Below are 22,983 nucleotides of genomic sequence, written 5' to 3'. Positions count from 1 at the left end.
CGGTCACTGCTCCTGGGGACGGGGCCGGCGATCCTGGCGGTTCTGCCGGGTCGGGGGGAAGTCTGCGGTGTCTGTGGTGTGTACGGCGAGCGTCCGGTCGGGATTCAGCCGTACGACGATGTGGCGGCGCCAGTCCGTGTCGTCCCGGTCGGCGTGGTCCTCGCGCCAGTGGCAGCCGCGGGTCTCCTCGCGGAGGTGGGCGGCGGTGACGAGGACGCGGGCCACGCACAGGAGGTTGGTGGCCTCCCAGGTGTCGACGCCGGGCTCGGCGGTCTTGCCGTTCTCGTCGAGGGCGTCGCGGGCGTCGGTGTGCAGCCGCTGGAGCCGCTCGGCGGCGGTGGCGAGGGACTCGGCCGAGCGCAGGACACCCGCGCCGTCCGTCATGATCCGCTGGATCGCGAACCGGGCCTCCGGGGCGAGCAGCGGGTGCGCGGGTTTCTCGGGGTGCGGGACCGGTTCCGGCACGCGCGCGTGGAGGCGGTTCTCCTCGTGACGGGTGGGTATGTCCGCCGCTATGCGCTCGGCGTAGACCAGGCCCTCCAGGAGGGAGTTGGAGGCGAGCCGGTTCGCGCCGTGCACGCCGGTGCAGGCGACCTCGCCGCACGCGTACAGGCCCGGCACCGTGGTGCGGCCCCGGGCGTCCGTGCGGACCCCTCCGGAGGCGTAGTGGGCGGCCGGGGCCACGGGGACTGGCTCGGTCACCGGGTCGATGCCGTGGGCGCGGCAGGCGGCCAGGATCGTCGGGAAGCGGTGCTCCCACATGTCGGCGCCGAAGTGCCTGGCGTCGAGGAACATGTGCTCGGCGTCCTGCTCCTGCATGCGGCGCATGATGCCCTTGGCGACGATGTCCCGGGGCGCCAGCTCGGCCAGCTCGTGCTGGCCCACCATGAAGCGCACGCCGTCCGCGTCGACCAGGTGGGCGCCCTCGCCGCGTACCGCCTCGGAGACGAGCGGCTGCTGGCCCTCCGCGTCCGCGCCCAGGAAGAGCACGGTCGGGTGGAACTGCACGAATTCGAGGTCGGAGACCTCGGCGCCGGCGCGCAGGGCGAGCGCCACTCCGTCCCCCGTCGACACGGACGGGTTGGTGGTCGCCGAGAAGACCTGGCCCATGCCGCCGGTCGCGAGGACCACGGTGGGGGCGTGCACGGCGCCCACGCCGTCGTGCTGGCCCTCTCCCATGACGTGCAGGGTCACGCCCGCGGTGCGGCCGTCGGCGTCCGTGAGGAGGTCCAGGACGAGCGCGTTCTCGACGGTACGGAGGCCACGCGCGCGTACCGCCTCGACGAGCGCCCGGGAGATCTCGGCGCCGGTCGCGTCGCCGCCGGCGTGCGCGATGCGGCGCCTGTGGTGACCGCCCTCGCGGGTCAGTTCCAGGTCGCCTCCGGCGGACTCGTCGAAGTGGGCGCCGGTCGCGATGAGGCGGCGTACGGCGTCGGGGCCCTCGGTGACGAGGATGCGTACGGCCTCCTCGTCGCACAGGCCCGCGCCCGCCACCAGGGTGTCGTCCAGGTGCTGCTCGGGGGTGTCGCCCTCGCCGAGGGCCGCGGCGATGCCGCCCTGCGCCCAGCGCGTGGAGCCGTCGTCCAGGCGGGCCTTGGTGACGACGACGGTCCGCAGGCCCGCGGCCTCGCAGCGGAGCGCGGTGGTCAGGCCCGCGACGCCGGAGCCGACGACCACGACGTCGGCGGTGAGGGCCCAGCCGGGGGCGGGGGCGTGCAGTCGTATGCCGGTACCGGTGCTCGTACCTGCACCTGTACCCGTACCTGTGCCTTTGCCGGTCACGGGGCGGCTCCGAAGATGAGGGGGATGTTGTCGATCAGGCGGGTCGTCCCGACCCGGGCGGCGACGGCGAGGACCGCCTCGCCGGTGAAGTCCTCGCCGACCTCGGTGAAGTCGGACGGATCGACCAGGGCCAGGTAGTCCAGGGCCAGCGGGGGCTGCATGCGCGCCGCCTCGTCGAGAACGAGCCGGGCCGTGGCGCGGACGCCGGCGGGACCGCCGGGGACGGACTTCGCGACCGCGTGCGCGTCGGCCGCCGCGCGGGACTCGCCGATCGCGCTGAGGGCCTCGGCACGCGCGCGCGTGGCGGGCACTTCACGGGCACGCGCGCGCAGGGCCTCCTGGGCGGCGTGCCGGTCGCGGCCCGCGAACAGGGCCCCCGAGAGCGCGAGCGCCGTGCGCCGCTCCTGGGGCGAGAGGTAGCGGTTGCGGCTGGAGAGGGCGAGCCCGTCCTCCTCGCGCACGGTGGGTACGCCGACGATCTCCACGCCGAAGTTCAGGTCGCGCGCCATGCGCCGGATCAGGGCCAGCTGCTGGGCGTCCTTCTGCCCGAAGAGAGCCATGTCGGGCCGGGTGAGGTGCAGCAGTTTGGCGACGACGGTGAGCATGCCGTCGAAGTGCCCGGGGCGGGTGGCTCCTTCGAGGAGCCCGCCCATGGGGCCCGCGCTGATGCGGACCTGGGGTTCGCCGCCCGGGTAGACCTCGTCCACGGAGGGGGCGAACACGGCGTCCGCGCCCGCCTCTTCGGCGATCTTGAGGTCGGCGTCGAGGGTGCGCGGATAGCGGTCGAGGTCCTCGCCCTTGCCGAACTGGAGGGGGTTCACGAAGACGGTGACGACCACTTCGCCCTCTGCGCCGGCGATCTCGCGGGCGGTGCGGATCAGCGTGGCGTGGCCCTCGTGCAGGGCGCCCATGGTCATGACGACGGCTCGGCGGCCGTCGCGTACGCGCGCGTGCAGTTCGTCGGCGGTGCGCAGGAGGGCGGTGGTCATCGGTCGCTCCCGTCGTCCGGCAGGGGCGCGCCGTCGGCGAGTACGCCCAGGAGGTCCTCGGCGAGTTCCGGCTTGAGCAGCCCGTGGGCGAGCGCGCGGTCGGCGGTCGCGCGGGCCATCGCGAGGTAGCCGGCGACGGTCCCCGGGGCGTGCTTGCGCAGCTCCGCGACGTGCGCGGCGACCGTGCCCGCGTCCCCGCGTGCGACGGGCCCGGTGAGGGCCGCGTCGCCCGACCTGAGGGCGTTGTCCAGGGCGGCGCCGAGGAGCGGGCCCAGCATCCGGTCGGGGGCCTCCACGCCTGCGGCGCGCAGCAGTTCCATGGACTCGGCGACCAGGGTCACCAGGTGGTTGGCGCCGAGCGCGAGGGCCGCGTGGTAGAGCGGCCGGTTCTCCTCGGCGATCCACTCGGGCTCGCCGCCCATCTCGATCACCAGGGCCTCGGCCGCGAGCCGCAGCTCCGCGGGCGCGGTGACTCCGAAGGAGCAGCCGACGAGCCGCTGTACGTCCACGGCGGTGCCGGTGAACGTCATCGCGGGGTGCAGCGCGAGCGGCAGCGCGCCCGCCCTGAGCGCCGGGTCGAGCACTCGCGCGCCGTACCGTCCGGAGGTGTGCACGAGCAGCTGTCCGGGCCGCACGGCCCCGGTCTCGGCGAGCCCCTCCACGAGGCCCGGCAGGGCGTCGTCCGGGACGGTCAGCAGCACCAGATCCGACCGCTCCATGACCTGGGCCGGGGTCACCAGCGGCACGTCGGGCAGCAGCTGCGCGGCCCTCCGTACGGAGGCCTCGGAGACTCCGGAGACGGCCACCGGGCGGTGCCCGGCGAGCTGGAGAGCCGCGGCGAGGGCGGGGCCCACGCGGCCTGCGCCGACGACGCCGACGTTGAGCCGCGCGGGGCGGTCCCTGGGATCCGGCTGTTGGAATGTACTCACTCGACGGCGGCCTTCCCGTTCCAGTCCGCTCTGGGTACCGGACGATGTACCGAACGATTTCTCGTCATGTTAACGCGATTGGTTCCAGGGCCGTTTTCGTTGTCCACAGGCTGTGGGTTTCCGCAGGTCGCGAGGGCGCGGAAATCGAGGTGTCGCGGCCAACCCTCGCGCGGCATCATCCAGGGATGAGCGATGCGGCGGAAGAAGCGGTGGAAGACGCGGCCGAGCAGGCCTCGGACGAGACGGCCGACCAGAAGCGGGAGCGGCGCGTTGCCGCCTGGCGGGCGGCGCGGCGGGTGTTGTGGCGCCCCAGCCACCAGAACACGGTCCGCGACCGGTTGGCGTGGCTGAACGAGGGGGCCGAGGGCGTGTACGACCTCGACCAGCCGGTCGACATGTACGGCGACCGGCTGGTGGAGACCCTGGAGGAGCGGGTCGCGGGCCTGCTCGGCAAGGAGGCCGCCGCCTTCTTCCCCACCGGCACCATGGCCCAGCAGATCGCCCTGCGCTGCTGGGCGGGCCGCACCGGGAACCCGACCGTCGCCATGCATCCGCTCAGCCATCCAGAGGTCCATGAGCGGCATGCGTTCAGCCAGGTCAGCGGCTTGCGCCCGGTCCATGTGACGGACGAGCCCCGGCTGCCGACCGCCGAGGAGATACGCGATTTCCCGGAGCCCTTCGGCGCGCTGATGCTCGAACTGCCGCTCAGGGACGCCGGTTTCCTGCTGCCCTCCTGGGAGGAGCTTTCCGAGACCGTCGAAGCCGCGCGGGAACGTGACGCGGTGGTCCACTTCGACGGGGCCCGGCTGTGGGAGTGCACCACGCACCTGGGCCGCCCCCTGGACGAGATCGCGGGCCTCGCGGACAGCGTCTACGTGTCGTTCTACAAGTCGCTCGGCGGATTCGGCGGGGCGGCGATCGCGGGCCCGCAGACGCTGATCGACGAGGCGAAGACCTGGCGGCACCGGTACGGCGGCATGGTCCTCCAGCAGTTCCCGACCGTACTGGCGGCGCTCATCGGTCTGGAGCGGGAGCTGCCCCGGCTGCCGGAATACGTGGCCCACGCGCGCGTGGTCGCCGCCGCCCTGCACGAGGGGTTCACGGAGGCCGGGGTCCCCTGGGCACGCGTCCACCCCGAGGTACCGCACACCCACCAGTTCCAGATCTGGCTGCCGTACGACCCCGACGTCCTCGGGGACACCGGGTTGCGGCAGACCGAGGAGACGAAGACCGGCCTGTTCGCGCAGGGCTGGCTGCGTGGCGGCCCGGGACTGGCGTACACCGAGGTCACGGTGGCGGCGCCGGGCCTGGAGTGGACGGCCGAGGACGTCAAGGCGGCCGTCCGGGACTTCGTGGAGCGGCTGCCCCGCTGACCGCCGGTCACCAACGGGGGTGCAGCCACCGGCCCAGGGCTCCTCGTATCCGCCCATGGGCCGGGCGCTCCGCCACGACCGCGCGGAAGCGCCGGTAGTCGCGCAGCTCGCGTACGACCTGCCGGTCGTGCGTGCCGGGTGCCGGAGGGGCGGGCTCGCCGTGCTGCCGGGCCCGGTAGGTGTCGAGGAGGTACTGCTGGGTGATGCTCATGGCGGATCGCCTCTCGGGACGGGGAATGGGATCCGTAGGCCCCGCGCGGTGTGCCCCGGTCATCCCAGCCTGCGCCTGCTCACGCCATACGTCGCCTCGATTGACGGGCGCAGTCAATCGACGACGGCGTTGTCAGTGGCCGGGTGCACCATGAGGTCATGAGCGTGCACATCGACATCACCGGGCTGCGGCGGGAGGACATCGCCGTCGTGCCGTCGCCGCTGGCCGAGCTCGGGATGGCGCTGCACGCCCTCTCCGAGTCGGGGCACCACCCCGGGCTGCAGGGCTGGGCGACGGGGGTGACCGCACGCCTCGAGCCCGATCTCGCGGACCGGATGTGCGAGGCGGACTTCCTCTGGCGGACGACGTTCTCGGACCTGTTCCTGCCCGCCGCCGGGATTCCGGGCGGGACCACGCTGCCGGGCGCGACGCTCGCCGAGGACTTGGATCTGCTGGACAAGCTGTCGGACGAGCAGTTCGTGGACGCCGCCCTGGAGTTCACGTGCGCGCTGGCGTACGACTCGCACGGACCCGACGCGCTCGCCGACCCTCAGGTGCGCCGCCGCGCGGTGGACCTGGCCGCCTCGCGCGGGCCGCAGCAGGCGCGGTTCACCGCGCGGCTGCTCGACGATCCACCGAGCGTCCGGGCCTGGCTGAGGCGGTTCCTGGAGGACTGCGACGAGGCCTTCTTCGCCGAGGCCTGGTCCCGGCTGCGCCACCAGCTCGCGGCGGACGCCCGGCACAAGACGGACCTGCTCCGGCACAAAGGCCTTGGCGCGGCGCTGGCCTCGGCGTCCTCCGCTCTGACGCTGGACGAGGCGGCCGGGCGGCTCACCGTCGACAAGCTGGCCGAGGGCCGCACGGTCACCGCGGACGGCGGGCTCCTGCTCGTGCCCACCAGTCTCGGCTGGCCGCACCTCCTGGTGCTGCACCGGTACCGGTGGCAGCCGGTGCTGCACTACCCGATCAGCTCGCCCGAGCTCGCCGCCCCGCCCTCGGTCGAGCAGCTGACCCTGCGGATGACCGCGCTGTCCCACCCGGTCCGGATGCGGATCTGCCGCCACCTGGCCCGCAGCGCGTACACCACGGGCGAGCTGGCGCAGGTCCACGGGATGAGTGCTCCGGAGATATCCCGGCATCTGAGCGTGCTCAAGAAGGCGGGCCTGATCACCACGCGGCGCCGGGGCCGGTATGTACTGCACCAACTGGACGTCACTGTGGTGGCTCGGCTGGGGAGCGACTTCTTGGAGGGGATCCTGCGCTGAGCGCTTCGCTGGATTCCGGTTGCGTCGTCTGCGGGTCCGTCGTCTGCGGGTGTCGTCTGCGGGTCCGTCGTGGCTGGTCGCGCAGTTCCCCGCGCCCCTTTGGGGCGCTGCCGAACCGCACCGGACTTCGCCAGGCCCGCTCAGCGCCCGCGGCGGGCACGGTCGCACCGCCAGTCACTGACCCTCAGTCGAACCGGATGTGCCGCACGCTCGTCCACGCCCGGCGAAGTCGCCCCCGCACCGCCCCGTCCCGGTTGGGTGTGAGGGTGAGGCCCGCCAGGACCGCGATCCGGTCCGCCGTCTTGGCGACCGTCGTGTGGTCGGTCCACAGGTGCTCGGCGAACTCCGGCTCGCGCAGCCGCTCCAGGCAGTCGTCGAGCTGCTGCACGGCCCAACTCTCGCGGCGCAGCGGGGCGTCCTTGCCGGCGACGTACTGGAGGAGGTGTCCGAAGCCGCGCTCGCGGAGCCGCTTCAGTACGGTCTCGCGTTCGGCGAGGAGCGCGAAGTGGCGTACGTCGTGGCCCAGTTCGCGCAGCCGTCCGACGGTCTCCTCGAAGTAGAGGGGGTTGGTGACCGTCATGGGGGCGATCACGACGCCGTCCTGCTTGCTGAGGGCGAGGTCGAGCACCTCGACGACGCCCTGCCGCCAGGACGCCAAGTCCTGGAAGTCGCCCCGCAGTTCGGGCGGCAGCATGCGGCGCAGACCGAAGCCTGCGTGTTCCGGGTCGCAGACGACGCTGCCGGGCAGCCGTCGCTGGATCTCGTGTGCGGTCTGTGTCTTGCCGCCCCCGAAGGGGCCGTTGATCCACAGGAGCATGCGCAGACCCTAGTGGGCGCCGGTCACGCGCCGGTCACGCCCCCCGGCGTCCACACCGTCAGCCGTGCCCGCCCGCCCGCACCAGCCCCGTCTCGTACGCGAGGACGACCACCTGGACCCGGTCGCGCAGCCCCAGCTTCGTCAGGATGCGGCCCACGTGCGTCTTCACGGTCGCCTCGGAGAGCACGAGGCGGGCCGCGATCTCCCCGTTGGAGAGGCCCTGCGCGACCAGGATCATGACCTCGCGCTCGCGGCCGGTGAGCCGCTCCAGCTCCTTGTGCTGGGGCTCCTTGCCCGCGTGCGGCAGCAGCGGCGCGAACCGGTCGAGCAGGCGCCGGGTGGTGGAGGGCGCGACCACGGCGTCGCCGCTGTGCACGGAGCGGATGGCGGTGAGGAGCTCGGCGGGCGGCACGTCCTTGAGCATGAAGCCGGAGGCGCCGGCCTTCAGCCCGGAGAAGGCGTACTCGTCGAGGTCGAAGGTGGTGAGGATCAGCACCTTCGGCGGGTTGGGGTCCGAGCAGATGCGGCGGGTCGCCTCGACGCCGTCCAGCTTCGGCATGCGTACGTCCATCAGCACGACGTCGACCTCGGTCGCGCGCAGCACCTGGAGAGCCTCCACGCCGTCGCCCGCCTCGGCCACGACCTCCATGTCCGGCTGGGCGTCGAGCACCATCCGGAAACCGGTGCGCAGCAGCACCTGGTCGTCGACGAGCATCACGCGGATCGCCATCGGGGTCTCTTCCGTTCCGTCTGAGTCAAAATCCGGCCAAGTCAAAAAAGCGGGGGCGCTAAGCGGGCGTTACAGGTGTCAGTGAGCGGGCTTGAGCGGGAGCAGGGCGCTGATCCGGAAGCCTCCGCCCGGACGCGGCCCCGCGTCCAGCGTGCCGCCGACCATGCCGACGCGCTCGCGCATACCGATCAGACCGTGTCCCTGCCCGTCGGCGCCCCCCTCCTCGTACAGCTCGTGGGGCGCGCCCTTGCCGTCGTCCTCGACCAGGAGTCCGAGGCCGTCGTCGAAGTAGACCAGGCGCACGCTGGCGCCCGTGTTCGGGCCCCCGTGCTTGCGCGTGTTGGTGAGCGCCTCCTGCACGATGCGGTACGCCGTGAGTTCCACGCCGCTGGGGAGGGGGCGCGGGGTGCCCTCCACCTTGAAGTCGACGGGGAGGCCCGAGGTGCGGCACTGCTCGATGAGGTCGGCGAGCTGCTCGACGTCGGGCTGCGGCACGTACTCGCCGACCTCCTGGTGCTCGCCGGTGCGCAGTACGCCGAGCAGGCGGCGCATCTCGGCGAGGGCCTGGCGGCCGGTTCCGGAGATGGTCTCCAGGGCCTTCCTGGCCTGCTCGGGGGCGGTGTCCATGACGTAGGCGGCGCCGTCGGCCTGGACCACCATCACCGAGACGTTGTGCGCGACGACGTCGTGCAGTTCGCGGGCGATCCGGGCTCGCTCGGCGGCGACGGCGACCTTGGACTGCGCCTCGCGCTCCTTCTCCAGACGGGCGGCGCGCTCCTCGAGCTGGGCAAGGTAGGCACGGCGGGTGCGGATGGAGTCGCCGAGCACCCAGGCGAGCGCGAAGGGCACCGTCTGGAAGACGGCTATCAGGACGACACCCAGTGCGCTCGTGTCCGTCTGGGGCCAGCGGATCTGCGAGAAGGTGCCCGCGCACAGGCCGCCGATCAGCCCCAGGCGTGAGGCCCAGCGGGCGCCGTCCGCGGCGACGGTGTAGATGATCACCATCATCGCGAAGTCGGCGGGAATCACCTCGACGTCGGCGATCAGCTGCACGACGCCCATCAGGGCGGCCAGCAGCAGCATCTTCTCGGGCATCCGGCGGCGCAGCGCGACGACCAGGCACAGGACGACGGCGATCGGGAGAGCCACGGCGGGCGACCCGTGGTTCTCCTGCCCCCCGGTGACACTGCTGAGACTCACGCCGGTGATCCCGAGCAGGACGACGGCCCAGAAGGTGTCGACCCATGTCGGGTGCCTGCGGAGAAAGTCATAGAGGCGCTGCACGTAACCCAGAGTAGGGAAGCGTGCAGTGTGCAGGGGTCAACCGGAGGATCGATCCCTGGCCGCCGCGCGTACTCCCCAAGGTGGAGGCTCGGTTGTCCGCGCCGCCTAGGACCTGTCCAGCGGATCATGCCGGAGACGCGGGGTCTGGCACGCACATCTGCCGCGTTGTCGTCAGTCGCCGACTCCCCCACTCTCGACTTCGCTCGAGCGGGGGGACCCCCATCGCGTCGACTCCCTCCTCCGCCTTGCAGCTGCACGCACCAGACCCCGCTCACCTCGGCTTACACGGCGCCGTTGCTTCCCTCCGGCCTGATCCGCCGGACAGGTCCTAGCCTGGCCCGGTGAGACGTGAGGAAACGGACGGGTTCCGGGGTTGGCGCGAGGCGATGGAGGAGTCGCTGTACGGGCCCGACGGCTTCTATCGCAGGCCCGAGGGGCCCGCGGGTCACTTCCGCACCTCGGTGCACGCCTCCCCGCTCTTCGCGCAGGCCGTCGCCCGGCTGCTGTGCCGCGTCGACGAGGCCCTCGACCGCCCGGCCCCGCTCGCCTTCGTCGACATGGCGGCGGGCCGCGGTGAGCTGGTGACCGCCGTCCTCGCCGCACTCCCCGCCGAAGTGGCCTCCCGCGCGCGCGGGTACGCCGTCGAACGCGCCGCCCGCCCCGCCGGTCTTGATCACCGGATCGAGTGGCTCACGGAGCCCCCGCAGGGCGTCACCGGGCTGCTGTTCGCCAACGAGTGGCTGGACAACGTGCCGCTGGAGGTCGCCGAGGTGGACTCGGAGGGCGTGGCGCGCGTGGTCCTCGTACGACGGGACGGCACCGAACGCCTCGGGGCGCCCGTCTCGGGTGCGGAAGCGGAGTGGCTGCGGAAGTGGTGGCCGCTGTCCTCCGAAGGAGCCGGCGTGGCCTCCGAAGGAACCCCTGTGTCCTCCGAAGAAGCCCGAGTGCCCTCCGATGGAGCTCGTGCCGAGATCGGGCTCCCCAGGGATGCCGCCTGGGCCTCCGCGGTCGCCTCCCTCGGACGCGGCCTCGCCGTGGCCGTCGACTACGCGCACGTCGCCGGCGCACGGCCCCCGTTCGGGACGCTCACCGGCTTCCGGGACGGCCGGGAGACGGTGCCCGTCCCGGACGGCTCGTGCGACATCACCGCGCACGTGGCGCTCGACGCATGCGCGGTGTCCGGGGCGCGTACCGCGTCCGGAGAGCGCGCGCTACCCGGGGGGCGCGTGGTCACCCAGCGGAACGCGCTGCGCGCGCTGGGCGTGAGCGGCGCACGCCCAGCGCTCACGCTCGCGTCCACGGACCCCGCCGCATACGTACGTGCCCTCGCGAGCGCCGGCGCGGCGGCCGAACTGACCGCGCCAGGCGGCCTGGGCGACTTCGGCTGGCTGCTCCAGCCGGTTGGAATTCCAGACTGGCCGTCCAGTGGCCTACTTGTCGATGTCCCCGACCACGAAGAACAGTGACCCCAGGATCGCCACCATGTCCGCGACCAACGTGCCCGGCAGCAGTTCGGTGAGCGCCTGGATGTTGTTGAACGAGGCCGAGCGCAGCTTCAGCCGGTACGGGGTCTTCTCGCCCTTGCTGACCAGGTAGTAGCCGTTGATGCCGAGGGGGTTCTCGGTCCAGGCGTACGTGTGGCCCTCGGGCGCCTTCAGGACCTTGGGCAGCCGCTGGTTGATCGGTCCTGGCGGAAGGTCCGCGAGCCGGTCGAGGCAGGCGTCCGCGAGGTCGAGGGCGTTGTGGGTCTGCTCCAGGAGGCACTCGAAGCGGGCCAGGCAGTCGCCCTCCTGGCGTGTGACGACCTTCAGGGTGTCCTGGAGCTCGCCGTACGCGAGATACGGCTCGTCGCGGCGCAGGTCGAAGTCGACCCCGGAGGCGCGCGCGATCGGCCCGCTCACGCCGTACGCGTGCACGGCCTCCGGCGAAAGCGTCCCCACGCCCCGCGTGCGCCCCCGGAAGATCTCGTTGCCGAGCACCAGGTCGTCGAACCGGTCCATACGGGAGCGCAGGGACGCGACGGAAGCACGCGCGCGCGTGGTCCATCCGGCCGGAAGGTCCTCCTTGAGGCCGCCGACCCGGTTGAACATGTAGTGCATGCGCCCGCCGGAGACCTCCTCCATGACGTGCTGGAGCTCCTCGCGCTCCGTGAAGGCATAGAAGATCGGCGTGATCCCGCCCAGCTCCAGGGGGTAGGAGCCCAGGAACATCAGGTGGTTCAGGACCCGGTTCAGCTCCGCGAGCAGCGTGCGCGTCCAGACCGCTCGTTCCGGGACCTCCATGCCGAGCATCCGCTCCACGGCGAGGACGACGCCCAGCTCGTTCGCGAAGGCGGAGAGCCAGTCGTGGCGGTTGGCGAGCATGATGATCTGGCGGTAGTCGCGCGCCTCGAAGAGCTTTTCCGCGCCGCGGTGCATATAGCCGATGACCGGCTCCGCGTGCTGGATCCGCTCGCCGTCCAGGACGAGCTTCAACCGCAGTACACCGTGCGTGGACGGGTGCTGGGGCCCGATGTTGAGCACCATGTCGGTGCTCTCCGCGGCGCCGCCGATGCCGACCATGGTCTCCGTCGTGGGAGTCATGGGCACAGTCTCTCGTACGTACGCTTGCCACATGGAGACGGGGAGCATGGAGACCACCGGAAACTCGGCGACCGAGCCGGTCTGGAACGGGCTGCCCCGTGGGCTGCTGCGGATGCGACGGCTGTTGCTGGTGGTGTGGCTGGGGTTGCTGACGATCGTCGTGGGGCTGGTGCTCGAGACGTTCGCCGGGCTCGTCTGGGCCTCGTTCGCCCTGCTGCCGCTGGCTCTGCTGGTGTGGGGCTGGCGGATGCTGGGCCGCAACTGGCAGTCCTGGCGGTACGCCGAGCGCGCGGACGACCTGCTGATCAGCAAGGGTGTGCTGTGGCGTGAGGAGACCGTGGTGCCGTACGGGCGGATGCAGCTGGTCGAGGTGACCTCCGGGCCCGTCGAGCGGCACTTCGGGCTCGCGAGCGTGCAGCTGCACACGGCGGCCGCGGCGACCGACGCGCGCATCCCCGGTCTCGACCCGGACGAGGCCGAGCGGCTGCGCGACCGGCTCACCGAGCTGGGCGAGGCACGATCGGCAGGCCTGTGAGCACGCCTTCCGCGGCGACCCCCGGCGCGGACAACACGACCGCGGGCGCCGACAAGGCCGTACGGACTCCGGGCGCCGACAACCCCGTACAGGAGCCGAAACCGCTCCTGGAGCGGCGCCTGCACCCCGTGACGCCCCTGCGGCGCGCATGGGCGCCGATCGCGGTGATCGCCGGGTGGGCCGTGCACGACCCCAACCAGGCACAGGAGCAGCTGGCCAAACTCGCGGCGACCACGCTGCTGCTCGCCTTCGCCGTGGCCGTCACGGGCGGCGCCCTCTACGGCTTTCTGACCTGGTGGTTCACGCACTTCGCGGTGACCGACACCGAACTGCGCATCCGTACGGGCCTGTTGTTCCGGCGCACCGCGCACATCCGGCTCGACCGGCTCCAGGCGGTCGACGTCACCCAGCCGCTGCTGGCGCGCGTCGCCGGCGTTGCCAAGCTCAAACTCGACGTCATCGGGACGGACAAGAAGGACGAACTGGCATATCTGGGTGAGGACGAGGCCCGTGTCCTGCGCGCCGAACTCCTCGCCCGCGCGGCCGGTTTCGCCCCCGAGACGGCACACGAGGTCGGCGAGGCGCCGGTACGACAGCTGCTGCACGTCCCCGCGGGCAAGCTCGCCGTCTCCCTGGTGCTGACCGGCGCCACCTGGGGCACGCTGGCGGCCGCGCTCGTCGTACCGTCGCTGCTGTGGTGGGCGACCCACAGCGTGTGGACGGTCCTCGCGACCGCTCTGCCGCTGCTCGGCGCGGCGGGTGCTAGCAGCCTGGGGCGGTTCGTCAGCGAGTACGACTGGACGGTGGGCGAGTCTCCGGACGGGCTCCGGATCGACCACGGGCTCCTGGACCGTACGCACGAGACGGTGCCGCCCGGGCGCGTGCAGACCGTACGGATCGTGGAGCCGCTGCTGTGGCGGCGGCGCGGGTGGGTACGGGTGGAGCTGGACGTGGCCGGGTCCGCCAACTCCGTGCTCGTGCCGGTCGCTCCGCGCGAGGTCGCCGAGTCGGTGATCGCGCGGGTGCTGCCTGGGGTGACGGTGCCGACTCCGCTGTCGCGGCCGCCGCGCCGGGCCGGATGGTGCGTGCCGTTCTGGTGGCGGGGTTACGGCCTCGCGGTCACCGACACCGTCTTCGTGGCCCGCCACGGGCTGCTGCGCCGCAGTCTCTCGCTGGTGCCGCACGCGAAGGTCCAGAGCGTACGGCTCGAGCAGGGGCCCTGGGCGCGCTTCAAGCGGCTCGCCGACGTCCATGTGGACACGGGGGCCAACAAGACGGTGACGGCGCGGCTGCGGGACGCCTCCGAGGCGGCGGAGCTGCTGGAGTCCCAGGCGGACCGGTCACGGACGGGGCGGCGGGAGGCCCGGCCGGATCGGTGGATGGCGTGAGTGGACTTGGGGCGCAGGACGTGACGTGACGTGACGTGAGGGCGGGCGGTGGCTTGTGCCACCGCCCTCACGTTCTGCGTTCTGCGCGTTCCGCGTTCTGGGGCCGCCGGGTCAGGAAACCGCGCTCCGCAGCTCCGCCACGTCGATCCGCTCGGTCTCGTCGTGGACGGTCAGGTCGATGACCTGGCCGACTCCGCGGGAGTCCTCGTCCGCCGGCTTGAAGCCGGCCTCGGCCTCGGCCTTGTGAAGAGCGAGCGCCTCCTGGCCGACCACGTCCGCGAGGTCCTCGTTCTGTACGGCCTCCAGCGCGGTCGCCGACGGCTCCTGCTGCGTACCGAAGAAGTCGAAGCCGCCCTCGACCGACGGACGCCGCACGGGCGCTGCCGGTACGACGGCCACCGCGGTCGGCACGGTGAAGTGCCCCGAGGACGGGGAGGGCTTCACCGGCTTGACGGGCTTCGGCGGCTTCGCGGGGGCCGGGAGATTCGAGGGCTCCGCCGGGGCCGAGTGGGCAGAGGGCTTCGCCGGGTGCGAGTGATCCGCGGGATGCGAGGGCTGCGGGTCCACAGGGTCTTCGGGATCCGCGGGGTCCGGGCTCTGGGGCGACTTGGAGGACGGTTCCTGCGACGGGTCCTGCGACAGGTCCTGAGGGGACGAGGACTGGGAGGGCTTCGTCTCGGCGGCCGCGCGCTCATGACCGCCGACCGCCTCGGGCTTCCCCTCGGCCTCGCCCTCCTCCGCGGCGGCGCCGTCGGACGCGCTCGCCTCGGCCTCCGCGGAACCGGCCTGCACCGACTCGGTCTTCACCGGATCGGACTTCACCGGATCGCTCGGTGCCGATCCGTCCGGCTCCGGAGCGATGTTCGAGATCCGGTTCAGCGCCGCGTAGGCCCGCAGGAAGAGCGACGACCCGGCCGGGGAGAAGACCTCGGGAGACTTCTGAACAACCGTTGCCTCGACCGCCTCGACGGCGTCCGTGTCCGCGTCGGATCCGGGTGAAACCACCTCGGACGCCTCGGGTTCCTCAGAAACCTCCGGCTCCTCCGAAGCAGCCGTCAGCGCGGCAGGCAGCGCGCGAGCGGGCGCCGTCGTCTCTATCGCGAGCAGTCGGCGCCCCTCCAGGGCGCTCGCCCGCTCCGTCTCCGCGGTGGCGTACCGCCTCAGCAGCGCCGCGTGTTCGTTGCGCAGGCCCGCCAGCTCGGTCCGCTTCGCGCGCAGCTTGTGCTCCAGCTTGACGCGCAGTTCACGGGACTCGTCGAGGTCGGTCTCCAGTTCGGCGACGCGCTCCTCGTAACGCCACTCGTCGCTTGCACGCGCGCGCGTGAGGTCCGCGACCTGTTTGCCCGCGGACGAGTCCCAGCGGCGCATGACGACCGCGCCGAGGACCGCCGTCACCGCGGCACCCGCGGCCAGGCCGCGGAGCACCGCCGTTTCCGTGAACAGCCAGGGCCCCGCGGCGCAGACGAGCGAGACGCCGGCGATCGCCGAAGGAGGCAGCAGCCTGTGCAGAGGCGGGGAATGACGGTGACGTCCACGTGGCATGGCCAGAAACTTACCGCGCGTAGGCGAATCTTGGAGCCCCGCCCGGTAAAAACACAGCCACCTCGCAGCGTTCACACGCCTCGGCGCCCTCTGCGGACCCACACTCGCTTATCCGAAAGCAAATGGATCAGCGGTCGCTCAGCCGCCCGCTCATCCATTCCAGCGTCCCCGGGATCTCGCGCCGCCAGGTGTTGAAGTTGTGGCCGCCGCTGTCGAGGATGATCGACGAGATCCGGGTGTGCCGATTCGACTTCACCAGGTCTATGAACTCCAAGGTGTCCTGGTAGTTGGCCTCGCCCACCTTGCTGCTGCTGACGAGCAGTGAGGTGTCGGGGGCGGGCCTGTGTTTCAGGTACCACCTCAGGTCGGCGCTGTTGCGCAGCTCCTCGTTCCCTTGGAAGAGATCGCCCGTCGTGGGGTCGATCGGCGCCTTGTAGTACGCGGACAGGCCCGCTCCCGCGGCGTACACCTCGGGGTGGTGGACTGCGATTTTCAGGGCGCAGTAACCGCCTGTGGAGTCGCCGATGATTCCCCAGCTGCCGGGTTTTTCGCCCACCCTGTAGTGGGCCGATACGGCGTCGGGGAGGTCCTTGGCGAAGAACGACTCGGTCTGCGGGCCGCCCGGGATGTCAACGCATTCGGTGTCCCGCGGGGGCGCGACGGTCGGCCGCAGCATGACCAGGATCATCGGCTGCATCGTGCCGTCCCTGGCCAACTCATGGGCCGTCTGCGGGTAATGCAGGCTCTTGATGAGCGCTTCGGCGGTGCCCGGATATCCGGTGAGGACGACGGCGGCCGGGAAGGTGCGGGTGCGATACCGCGACTGGAAGTACTCCGGGGGCAGATAGACGTACGCCGGAGTGGCGATGTGCGTCGTACGGCCCACGATGTCGATCTTCTGGATCTGGCCGCCGACCCGCGGCCGCGAACCGCCCGCCACCTTCACCTGCTGGGTGTCGACCACCTGGAGGGGCCCGCCGCCGGCGAAGTCGTGGTCGACGACCACGCCCTCGCCGCTCTCCTTTCCGAAGAGGTCGGCCCAACTGGCGTAGAAGCCGAACGACTGGTTGGCGCAGAGCCCGACCGAGACGAAGACCGCCACCTGGGTGGCCAGCAGCAGGCCGACCCGTCCGCTGACGGCCCGCCAGCCGCGCCGCGCCAGCCTCGGCCACAGCCACACCGTGCCGACGAACAACAGCACGGCGAGCAGGACCGCCGACACCAGTAACTCGTTACTCGTGAGACCCATGTGCTGTTCTGCCCGCGCTTTCCGTCCCAGGGCCGCCCCGCTCCTTCGCGAGTGCTTGCCCGGCACTTTCCTTGTCTTTTGAACCGCCTTTCCCGCGGGGAGTGAACCTGTCTCCCGAAGACACCGTCCTAGAGGGCGCAATGTCGCCGGATGCCGGAATGGCGCCGGAATTCAAGGTCTCTCACCGAACTGCGGGATGCGATGTCTGTCAGGGTAGATGGTGAAATGTCGGCCGGGGTTCCGGGCCGAACAGGGCGCGCGCGGCGCACAGTCCGTGGTGCGCGCACCGTCCGCGCGCCGCGCATGGCCCGCGGTCCGCACGCAGTCCGTGGTCCTCGCCCCGACGCCGTCCCCGCCCTGATCGCCAGTGCCTGCACGCTCGTAGGGCTCCTGGACATCGCCGCAGGTGTCTTCCCGCGCTTCCGGCACAGCCGTATGCACACCGTCGCCGAGGTACTCCCGGGTGCGCTCGGCCCGTTCGCCGCCGCGCTCTCGCTGAGCACCGGCGTGCTCCTGCTGCTGCTCGCGCACGGGCTGCGCCGCCGCAAGCGCCGGGCGTGGCGGGCCGCCGTCATCCTGCTCCCGGCGGGCGCCGTCGCGCAGTTCGCGTACCGTCACTCGCTCATCGGGGTCGCCATCTCGCTGGCCCTGCTCGCGCCGCTACTGCGCCACCGCAGCGAATTCGAGGCCCTGCCCGATCCGCGCAGCCGCTGGCGCGCGCTCGCCAACTTCGTGCTCATGGGCGCCGGTTCGCTCGTCCTCGGACTGGTCATCGTCAGCGTCCACGCGAACCGGATGATCGGCAGCCCGAGCCTGGCCGACCGCATCACCCACGTCCTGTACGGCCTGTTCGGCTTCGAAGGGCCCCTCGACTACACGGGCCCCACCTCTTGGACGGTCGCCGTCTCGCTCGGCGCGCTCGGCCTGCTGACCGCGATCACCACGATCTACCTCGCCTTCCGCCCCGAACACCCGGCCGCACGCCTCACCGAGGACGACGAAGCCCGCCTGCGCGCCCTCCTGGACAAGCACGGCGGCCGCGACTCGCTCGGCCACTTCGCGCTCCGCCGCGACAAGGGGGTCGTCTTCTCGCCCAGCGGCAAGGCGGCGGTGACGTACCGCGTCGTGTCGGGAGTGATGCTGGCGAGCGGCGACCCCGTCGGCGACGTGGAGGCCTGGCCCGGCGCCATCGAGCGCTTCATGGACGAGGCGAAGGCACACTCCTGGACACCCGCCGTCATGGGCTGCTCCGAGACGGGCGGCGAGGTGTGGACCCGCGAGACCGGTCTCGACGCCCTCGAACTGGGGGACGAGGCGGTGGTGGACGTCGCGGATTTCTCCCTGGCCGGGCGCGCGATGCGGAACGTGCGCCAGATGGTGAAGCGCATCGAGCGGGCCGGTTACGAGACCCGCGTCCGGCGCGTCCGCGATCTGAGCGAGGGTGAGCTGGACCGGATCCGGCGCGCCACGGAGGACTGGCGCGGCACGGACACCGAGCGCGGCTTCTCCATGGCGCTCGGCCGCATCGGCGACCCGGCAGACGGCGACTGCCTGATCGCGACCGCCCACAAGGCCGACGACGATCCCGGCCCGCACGCCGAGCCCGGCCGCCACGGCGAATCCGGCCCGTCCGCCGAGCCCGGCCCGCACAGCCCCTACGGCCCCTACGGCGACCTGAAGGCCGTACTCCACTTCGTCCCGTGGGGCACCGACGGCGTGTCTCTGGACCTCATGCGCCGCGATCGCTCCGCGGACCCCGGCATGAACGAACTTCTCATCGTGGCCGCCCTCCAGGCCGCCCCCCGCCTCGGGATCGAGCGGGTCTCCCTGAACTTCGCGATGTTCCGCGCGGCGCTCGCGCGCGGCGAGAAGATCGGCGCGGGCCCCGTGCTGCGCGCCTGGCGGAGCCTGCTGGTCTTCCTCTCCCGCTGGTTCCAGATCGAGTCCCTGTACAAGTTCAACGCCAAGTTCCGCCCTCGCTGGGAGCCCCGTTTCGTCGTCTACGGCTCCTCCCGCGATCTCCCCCGCATCGGCCTCGCCGCCATGCAGGCGGAGGGCTTCGTGAGCCTCGCCCTGCCACGCCTGCTGCGCCGCCGGAGGACTGCTGCACGGCCTTGCGCACACGCGGTGGCGGAGCGGGGGGTGCGGGCGGCGTAGGGCCCGTGAACCGACCGGGACGGGTGGGCGGGGGCGGATCGGCTCCCCGCCAGAGGCCTAGGCTGGACGTATGAGCATTGAGCGCGGGCGCGGCCGAGTCGCGGGACTGCCGACGTGGGACCGCTGCGCGGTCATGGGAGTCGTCAACGTAACCCCCGATTCCTTCTCCGACGGGGGCCGCTGGTTCGACACGACGGCCGCCGTCAAACACGGCCTCGGCCTGGTCACCGAGGGCGCCGACCTCGTGGACGTCGGCGGCGAGTCCACCCGCCCGGGCGCCACCCGCGTCGACGAGGCGGAGGAGCTCAAGCGCGTCATCCCCGTCGTCCGCGGCCTCGCCTCCGAGGGCGTCACCGTCTCCGTGGACACCATGCGTGCCAGCGTCGCCGAGCAGTCGCTCGCCGCGGGTGCCGTCCTGGTCAACGACGTCAGCGGCGGCCTCGCCGACCCCGCGATGATCCCGGCCGTCGCGGCGACGGGCGCCCCCTTCGTGGTCATGCACTGGCGCGGCTTCCTGGAGGGCGGCAACGTGAAGGGGACGTACGAGAACGTCGTCTCCGAAGTCGTCGACGAGCTGCACGCACGCGTGGAGGCCGTTCTGGCGGGCGGCATCGCCCCGGACCGGATCGTCGTCGACCCGGGCCTCGGCTTCTCCAAGGACCCCGAGCACGACCTGATGCTCCTGGCGCACCTCGACCGCCTGCGCGAACTCGGCCACCCCCTGCTGGTCGCCGCGTCCCGCAAGCGCTTCCTGGGCCGCGTACTGGCCGGCGCGGAAGGCGCCCCGCCGCCCGCGCGCGAGCGCGACGCCGCCACCGCCGCCGTCTCCGCCCTGGCCGCACAGCAGGGCGCGTGGGCGGTCCGCGTCCACGAGGTGCGGGCCACGGCCGACGCCGTACGCGTAGCCAGGGCCGTGGAAGGAGCGCGTACGGCGGGAACGCGTACGGCCGGAGCACGTACGACAGGAGCCCGTGCCTCGGAGGAATCCGGGACCGCCGGAGCCCCGACCGCAGACGGAGCCGCCGGAGCCCCGACCGCAGAGGGAGCCCGGTGAGCGCCCCCCGCACCGACGTCGAGCAGGTCGAACTCGCCAACACCGCCTTCTACGAGGCCTTGGAGCGGGGCGACTTCGAAGAGCTGTCGTCGCTCTGGCTGGCCCCGCTGGACACGGCAGACGATGCCGTCGCGAGCGTGGGCGGTGGCGAGGGCGAGGGCGAGGACGAAGGCCCGGTGATCTCCTGCGTCCACCCCGGCTGGCCCGTCCTCAACGGCCGCGGCGAGGTGCTCCGCTCGTACGCGCTGATCATGGCGAACACCGAGTACATCCAGTTCTTCCTCACCGACGTACACGTCTCCGTCGTCGGCGACACCGCGCTGGTCACCTGCACCGAGAACATCCTCAGCGGCGGCCCCGCCCCGGACGACAGCGACGAGCTCGGCCCGCTCGTCGGCCAGCTGGTCGTCGCCACGAACGTGTTCCGCCGCACGGCCTACGGCTGGAAGCTCTGGACGCACCACGCCTCCCCCGTCCTCGCCGAATCGGGCGAGGAGGAGGACGAGGACACTCCCGGTTAGAGGCGAGTCCCGGTTAGAGACGAGTCCACCCGGATCGAGTGGGTAAGCGGTCCGTGAGCACCAAGGCGTGGTTGGAATCACGTACCCCTGGGTAGGGGCGGCTACCAACCCGTGAGCCGCCGTGTTCCCCAAGGGAAACGCCCGATGAAGCCTCGTGCCGATCGCCAGGGCGCGCGCTCCTGCGGGCAGGGACTGTCAGTGCCCGCAGGTAGATTCGTTTGAGGCCGGTTCACCGACCGCACTCGGTACGTGCCTGCCACCAACGACGATTGCAGGAGTGATTCGCGTGGATCGTGTCGCGCTGCGCGGCCTCAAGGCTCGCGGGCACCATGGCGTCTTTGCCAGGGAACGCGAAGAGGGCCAGACCTTCATCGTGGACCTGACGCTGGGCCTGGACACCCGAGCGGCCGCGGCCGACGACGACCTGACGAAGACCGTGCACTACGGAGTCGTGGCCGAGGAGGTCGTGGCCGTCGTCGAGGGCGAGCCCGTCGATCTCATCGAGACGCTCGCCGAGCGCATCGCCCAGACGTGCCTGAAGCACGACGGGGTCAAGGAGGTCGAGGTCTGCGTCCACAAACCGGACGCGCCGATCACGGTGCCCTTCGACGACGTGACCGTCACCATCACCCGGAGCCGAGTATGACCGCCTTCTTCACCGAGGGTCAGAGCGACCCGACCGTACAGCCGGTGCCTGCCTCCGTGGTGGAACAGGTGGACGCCGCCGACACGACCCTGCAGAACCCGAAGCGAGCGGTGATCTCCCTCGGTTCGAACCTGGGCAACCGCCTGGAGACCCTCCAGGGCGCCATCGACGCCCTGGAGGACACCCCCGGCGTCCGGATCAAAGCGGTCTCCCCCGTCTACGAGACGGAGCCCTGGGGCGTCGCCCCGGACAGCCAGCCCTCGTACTTCAACGCGGTGGTGGTCCTCAGGACGACCCTGCCCCCCTCCTCCCTCCTGGAGCGGGCACACGCGGTCGAGGAGGCCTTCCACCGGGTACGCGACGACCGCTGGGGCCCCCGCACGATCGACGTGGACATCGTGGCGTACGCCGATGTGGTCTCCGACGACCCGGTCCTGACCCTCCCTCACCCGCGCGCCCACGAGCGGGCCTTCGTCCTCGCCCCCTGGCACGACGTGGAACCCGAGGCGCAGCTCCCCGGCCGCGGCCCCGTGGCCCAGCTCCTCGCGACGGTCACGCGAGACGGAGTCGCGCCCCGCGCCGACCTGGAACTCAGGCTGCCCGAGTAGTCGTTAAGGTCAGGACGACCACCAGGCGGTTTGACCGAAGGGGCATTGTGAAAGAGCTGCGCATCAGGACGCTGGCCGCGGTGTTCCTCATCGCCGGAGTGCTGTCCTGGGCAGGTGCCCGCCTGTGGAGCTCCGTGGGCACGCTCCCCTCGGTCCCGCTGGCCGCCCCCATCGTCCTCGCCCTGATCGCGGTCGTCCTGCTGGCCACGGCGCTCTCGCTGCGCGCCCGCCTCAAGGCCCAGCGCGAGCGCCGCCCCGGCGCCAAGGGAGTCGATCCCCTGATGGCGGCCCGCGCCGTCGTCTTCGGCCAGGCCAGCGCCCTGGTCGCCGCCCTGGTGGCCGGTATGTACGGCGGCACGGGTGTGTTCCTGCTCGAATCCCTGGACATCCCCGCCCGCCGCGACCAGGCCATCTACGCCGGCTTCTCGGTCCTCGCCGGCCTCGGCGTCATAGCGGCCGCCTTCTTCCTCGAGCGCGTCTGCAAACTCCCGGAGGACGACGACGAGAACGGCGGCACGGCCCCGGCGCTGTGACCGCGAGGAGGCGCCCCGCAGGGGCGCGGGGAACTGCGCGACCAGCCACAGCGCACCCGCAGACGAAGCACCGGCAGGCAACGCACCCGCAGGTAACGCACCCGGATTCCAGCGGAGCGCTACCGCGCCATGATGAGACTCATCGCCTCGTTGCGAGTAGCTGCATCCCGCAGCTGCCCCCGCACCGCTGACGTGATCGTCTTCGCGCCCGGCTTGCGTATGCCGCGCATCGACATGCACATGTGCTCGCACTCGACGACCACGATCACACCGCGCGGCTCCAGGATCTCCATCAGGGAGTCGGCGATCTGGGTCGTCAGCCGCTCCTGCACCTGAGGACGTCGCGCGTAGACGTCGACCAGCCGCGCCAGCTTGGACAGGCCCGTGATCTTGCCGCTTGTGGCCGGAATGTAACCGACGTGGGCGACACCCCGGAACGGCACCAGGTGATGTTCGCAGGTGCTGAAGACCTCGATGTCCTTCACCAGGACCATCTCGTCGTGCCCCAGGTCGAACGTCGTCGTCAGGACGTCCTCCGGCTGCTGCCACAGACCCGCGAATATCTCCCGGTACGCCCTGGCGACCCGCCCCGGCGTCTCCCGCAGACCCTCACGGTCCGGGTCCTCGCCGACGGCGATGAGGAGCTCTCGTACGGCGTTCTCGGCGCGCTTCTCGTCGAACTCGCCGATTACTCCGTCGCCGTCCAGCGTCACGGGGTCGGTCATGTGGTCCTCGTTCCTGTGCCTCTCACGCGTGCGGGTCGACGCGTCAAACGTACGAGCATACGA

Annotated in this window: 22 protein-coding genes; 11 read left to right on the top strand and 11 right to left on the bottom strand. The window is 71.8% G+C overall.

What is annotated here, in order from left to right:
* Nucleotides 1-3 precede the first annotated feature (3 nt).
* The 3 genes from OG219_RS26995 to OG219_RS26985 are packed head-to-tail and all read right to left on the bottom strand — an operon-like array spanning nt 4 to nt 3,700.
* The gene (locus OG219_RS26995) at nt 4-1,782 is read right to left on the bottom strand and encodes an L-aspartate oxidase (protein ID WP_266830636.1); all 1,779 of its coding nucleotides are present in this window, start codon (nt 1,780-1,782) and stop codon (nt 4-6) included.
* Nucleotides 1,779-2,771 (bottom strand): pantoate--beta-alanine ligase, encoded by a 993-nt coding sequence (panC, locus tag OG219_RS26990; RefSeq protein WP_266830634.1) that lies wholly within the window; start codon nt 2,769-2,771, stop codon nt 1,779-1,781. The genes OG219_RS26995 and panC overlap by 4 nt, the downstream gene beginning before the upstream one ends.
* Nucleotides 2,768-3,700, bottom strand: coding sequence for a Rossmann-like and DUF2520 domain-containing protein (locus OG219_RS26985; RefSeq protein WP_266830632.1), 933 nt, complete (start codon nt 3,698-3,700; stop codon nt 2,768-2,770). Before OG219_RS26985 ends, panC begins: the two co-directional genes overlap by 4 nt.
* A gap of 185 nt (nt 3,701-3,885) precedes the next feature.
* Between OG219_RS26985 and OG219_RS26980 the strand changes: the two genes are divergently transcribed.
* Complete coding sequence (locus OG219_RS26980; RefSeq protein WP_266830630.1) at nt 3,886-5,073, top strand: low specificity L-threonine aldolase; 1,188 nt, start codon at nt 3,886-3,888, stop codon at nt 5,071-5,073.
* Nucleotides 5,074-5,080: 7 nt separating this feature from the next.
* Here OG219_RS26980 and OG219_RS26975 read toward each other — a convergent pair whose 3' ends face one another.
* The gene (locus OG219_RS26975) at nt 5,081-5,284 is read right to left on the bottom strand and encodes a hypothetical protein (protein ID WP_266830628.1); all 204 of its coding nucleotides are present in this window, start codon (nt 5,282-5,284) and stop codon (nt 5,081-5,083) included.
* A gap of 158 nt (nt 5,285-5,442) precedes the next feature.
* On the opposite strand from OG219_RS26975, the gene OG219_RS26970 reads away from it, so the two are divergent.
* The gene (locus OG219_RS26970; RefSeq protein ID WP_266830626.1) at nt 5,443-6,549 is read left to right on the top strand and encodes a DUF5937 family protein; all 1,107 of its coding nucleotides are present in this window, start codon (nt 5,443-5,445) and stop codon (nt 6,547-6,549) included.
* Nucleotides 6,550-6,733: 184 nt separating this feature from the next.
* Here the strand turns inward: OG219_RS26970 and OG219_RS26965 are convergent, their stop codons facing one another.
* The 3 genes from OG219_RS26965 to OG219_RS26955 all read right to left on the bottom strand — a co-directional run bounded on the left by OG219_RS26965 (nt 6,734) and on the right by OG219_RS26955 (nt 9,380).
* Nucleotides 6,734-7,366 carry an AAA family ATPase gene (locus tag OG219_RS26965; RefSeq protein WP_266830624.1) on the bottom strand — a complete coding sequence of 211 codons (633 nt, stop codon included), beginning with the start codon at nt 7,364-7,366 and terminating at the stop codon, nt 6,734-6,736.
* A gap of 58 nt (nt 7,367-7,424) precedes the next feature.
* Nucleotides 7,425-8,096: a response regulator transcription factor gene (locus OG219_RS26960; RefSeq protein WP_266830622.1), complete on the bottom strand. Its 672-nt coding sequence runs from the start codon at nt 8,094-8,096 to the stop codon at nt 7,425-7,427.
* A gap of 78 nt (nt 8,097-8,174) precedes the next feature.
* Nucleotides 8,175-9,380: a sensor histidine kinase gene (locus OG219_RS26955; protein WP_266830620.1), complete on the bottom strand. Its 1,206-nt coding sequence runs from the start codon at nt 9,378-9,380 to the stop codon at nt 8,175-8,177.
* Nucleotides 9,381-9,766: 386 nt separating this feature from the next.
* Between OG219_RS26955 and OG219_RS26950 the strand changes: the two genes are divergently transcribed.
* Nucleotides 9,767-10,846 carry an SAM-dependent methyltransferase gene (locus OG219_RS26950; RefSeq protein WP_266836244.1) on the top strand — a complete coding sequence of 360 codons (1,080 nt, stop codon included), beginning with the start codon at nt 9,767-9,769 and terminating at the stop codon, nt 10,844-10,846.
* On the opposite strand, the gene OG219_RS26945 is transcribed toward OG219_RS26950, so the two are convergent.
* Nucleotides 10,811-11,962, bottom strand: coding sequence for an NADH-quinone oxidoreductase subunit D (locus OG219_RS26945; RefSeq protein ID WP_266830618.1), 1,152 nt, complete (start codon nt 11,960-11,962; stop codon nt 10,811-10,813). The two genes, OG219_RS26950 and OG219_RS26945, sit on opposite strands and share 36 nt — an antisense overlap.
* A 31-nt stretch (nt 11,963-11,993) precedes the next feature.
* Between OG219_RS26945 and OG219_RS26940 the strand changes: the two genes are divergently transcribed.
* Together OG219_RS26940 and OG219_RS26935 are read left to right on the top strand one after the other, a co-directional pair.
* Nucleotides 11,994-12,497: a PH domain-containing protein gene (locus OG219_RS26940; RefSeq protein ID WP_266830616.1), complete on the top strand. Its 504-nt coding sequence runs from the start codon at nt 11,994-11,996 to the stop codon at nt 12,495-12,497.
* 107 nt (nt 12,498-12,604) lie between these two features.
* Nucleotides 12,605-13,885, top strand: coding sequence for a PH domain-containing protein (locus OG219_RS26935; RefSeq protein WP_266836243.1), 1,281 nt, complete (start codon nt 12,605-12,607; stop codon nt 13,883-13,885).
* Nucleotides 13,886-13,996: 111 nt separating this feature from the next.
* Here OG219_RS26935 and OG219_RS26930 read toward each other — a convergent pair whose 3' ends face one another.
* Nucleotides 13,997-15,427, bottom strand: a complete 1,431-nt coding sequence (locus OG219_RS26930; RefSeq protein WP_266830614.1) for a hypothetical protein — start codon at nt 15,425-15,427, stop codon at nt 13,997-13,999.
* A 127-nt stretch (nt 15,428-15,554) separates the two neighbouring features.
* A complete protein-coding gene (locus OG219_RS26925; RefSeq protein ID WP_266830612.1) occupies nt 15,555-16,676 on the bottom strand; it encodes an esterase family protein in 1,122 nt (373 codons plus the stop codon).
* A 225-nt stretch (nt 16,677-16,901) separates the two neighbouring features.
* On the opposite strand from OG219_RS26925, the gene OG219_RS26920 reads away from it, so the two are divergent.
* The 6 genes from OG219_RS26920 (at nt 16,902) to OG219_RS26895 (ending at nt 22,195) form a co-directional block, all read left to right on the top strand.
* The gene (locus OG219_RS26920; protein WP_266830610.1) at nt 16,902-18,833 is read left to right on the top strand and encodes a phosphatidylglycerol lysyltransferase domain-containing protein; all 1,932 of its coding nucleotides are present in this window, start codon (nt 16,902-16,904) and stop codon (nt 18,831-18,833) included.
* Nucleotides 18,834-18,903: 70 nt separating this feature from the next.
* Nucleotides 18,904-19,887: a dihydropteroate synthase gene (folP, locus tag OG219_RS26915; RefSeq protein WP_266830608.1), complete on the top strand. Its 984-nt coding sequence runs from the start codon at nt 18,904-18,906 to the stop codon at nt 19,885-19,887.
* Nucleotides 19,884-20,408 carry a nuclear transport factor 2 family protein gene (locus tag OG219_RS26910; protein ID WP_266830606.1) on the top strand — a complete coding sequence of 175 codons (525 nt, stop codon included), beginning with the start codon at nt 19,884-19,886 and terminating at the stop codon, nt 20,406-20,408. The genes folP and OG219_RS26910 overlap by 4 nt, the downstream gene beginning before the upstream one ends.
* A 286-nt stretch (nt 20,409-20,694) precedes the next feature.
* Nucleotides 20,695-21,054 carry a dihydroneopterin aldolase gene (gene folB, locus OG219_RS26905; protein WP_266830604.1) on the top strand — a complete coding sequence of 120 codons (360 nt, stop codon included), beginning with the start codon at nt 20,695-20,697 and terminating at the stop codon, nt 21,052-21,054.
* On the top strand, nt 21,051-21,662 hold the full coding sequence (gene folK / locus OG219_RS26900) for a 2-amino-4-hydroxy-6-hydroxymethyldihydropteridine diphosphokinase (protein WP_266830602.1): 612 nt from the start codon (nt 21,051-21,053) through the stop codon (nt 21,660-21,662). The genes folB and folK overlap by 4 nt, the downstream gene beginning before the upstream one ends.
* A 47-nt stretch (nt 21,663-21,709) precedes the next feature.
* Nucleotides 21,710-22,195 carry a DUF3180 domain-containing protein gene (locus OG219_RS26895; protein WP_266830600.1) on the top strand — a complete coding sequence of 162 codons (486 nt, stop codon included), beginning with the start codon at nt 21,710-21,712 and terminating at the stop codon, nt 22,193-22,195.
* A 119-nt stretch (nt 22,196-22,314) separates the two neighbouring features.
* Here the strand turns inward: OG219_RS26895 and folE are convergent, their stop codons facing one another.
* Nucleotides 22,315-22,920: a GTP cyclohydrolase I FolE gene (folE, locus tag OG219_RS26890; RefSeq protein ID WP_266830598.1), complete on the bottom strand. Its 606-nt coding sequence runs from the start codon at nt 22,918-22,920 to the stop codon at nt 22,315-22,317.
* Nucleotides 22,921-22,983: the final 63 nt, after the last annotated feature.

It is taken from the genome of Streptomyces sp. NBC_00038, assembly GCF_026343635.1.
Lineage (GTDB): Bacteria > Actinomycetota > Actinomycetes > Streptomycetales > Streptomycetaceae > Streptomyces.
This window is presented reverse-complemented; position numbering and strand designations above follow the sequence as displayed.

Coding starts and splice junctions, on each gene's coding strand:
- OG219_RS26965 (WP_266830624.1), bottom strand. CDS start 7,366: ATGCTCCTGTGGATCAACGGCCCCTTCGGGGGCGGCAAGACACAGACC.
- panC (WP_266830634.1), bottom strand. CDS start 2,771: ATGACCACCGCCCTCCTGCGCACCGCCGACGAACTGCACGCGCGCGTA.
- folP (WP_266830608.1), top strand. CDS start 18,904: ATGAGCATTGAGCGCGGGCGCGGCCGAGTCGCGGGACTGCCGACGTGG.
- OG219_RS26940 (WP_266830616.1), top strand. CDS start 11,994: ATGGAGACGGGGAGCATGGAGACCACCGGAAACTCGGCGACCGAGCCG.
- folE (WP_266830598.1), bottom strand. CDS start 22,920: ATGACCGACCCCGTGACGCTGGACGGCGACGGAGTAATCGGCGAGTTC.
- OG219_RS26970 (WP_266830626.1), top strand. CDS start 5,443: ATGAGCGTGCACATCGACATCACCGGGCTGCGGCGGGAGGACATCGCC.
- OG219_RS26975 (WP_266830628.1), bottom strand. CDS start 5,284: ATGAGCATCACCCAGCAGTACCTCCTCGACACCTACCGGGCCCGGCAG.
- OG219_RS26950 (WP_266836244.1), top strand. CDS start 9,767: ATGGAGGAGTCGCTGTACGGGCCCGACGGCTTCTATCGCAGGCCCGAG.
- OG219_RS26925 (WP_266830612.1), bottom strand. CDS start 16,676: ATGGGTCTCACGAGTAACGAGTTACTGGTGTCGGCGGTCCTGCTCGCC.
- OG219_RS26945 (WP_266830618.1), bottom strand. CDS start 11,962: ATGACTCCCACGACGGAGACCATGGTCGGCATCGGCGGCGCCGCGGAG.
- OG219_RS26980 (WP_266830630.1), top strand. CDS start 3,886: ATGAGCGATGCGGCGGAAGAAGCGGTGGAAGACGCGGCCGAGCAGGCC.
- OG219_RS26960 (WP_266830622.1), bottom strand. CDS start 8,096: ATGGCGATCCGCGTGATGCTCGTCGACGACCAGGTGCTGCTGCGCACC.
- folK (WP_266830602.1), top strand. CDS start 21,051: ATGACCGCCTTCTTCACCGAGGGTCAGAGCGACCCGACCGTACAGCCG.
- OG219_RS26930 (WP_266830614.1), bottom strand. CDS start 15,427: ATGCCACGTGGACGTCACCGTCATTCCCCGCCTCTGCACAGGCTGCTG.
- OG219_RS26920 (WP_266830610.1), top strand. CDS start 16,902: ATGTCGGCCGGGGTTCCGGGCCGAACAGGGCGCGCGCGGCGCACAGTC.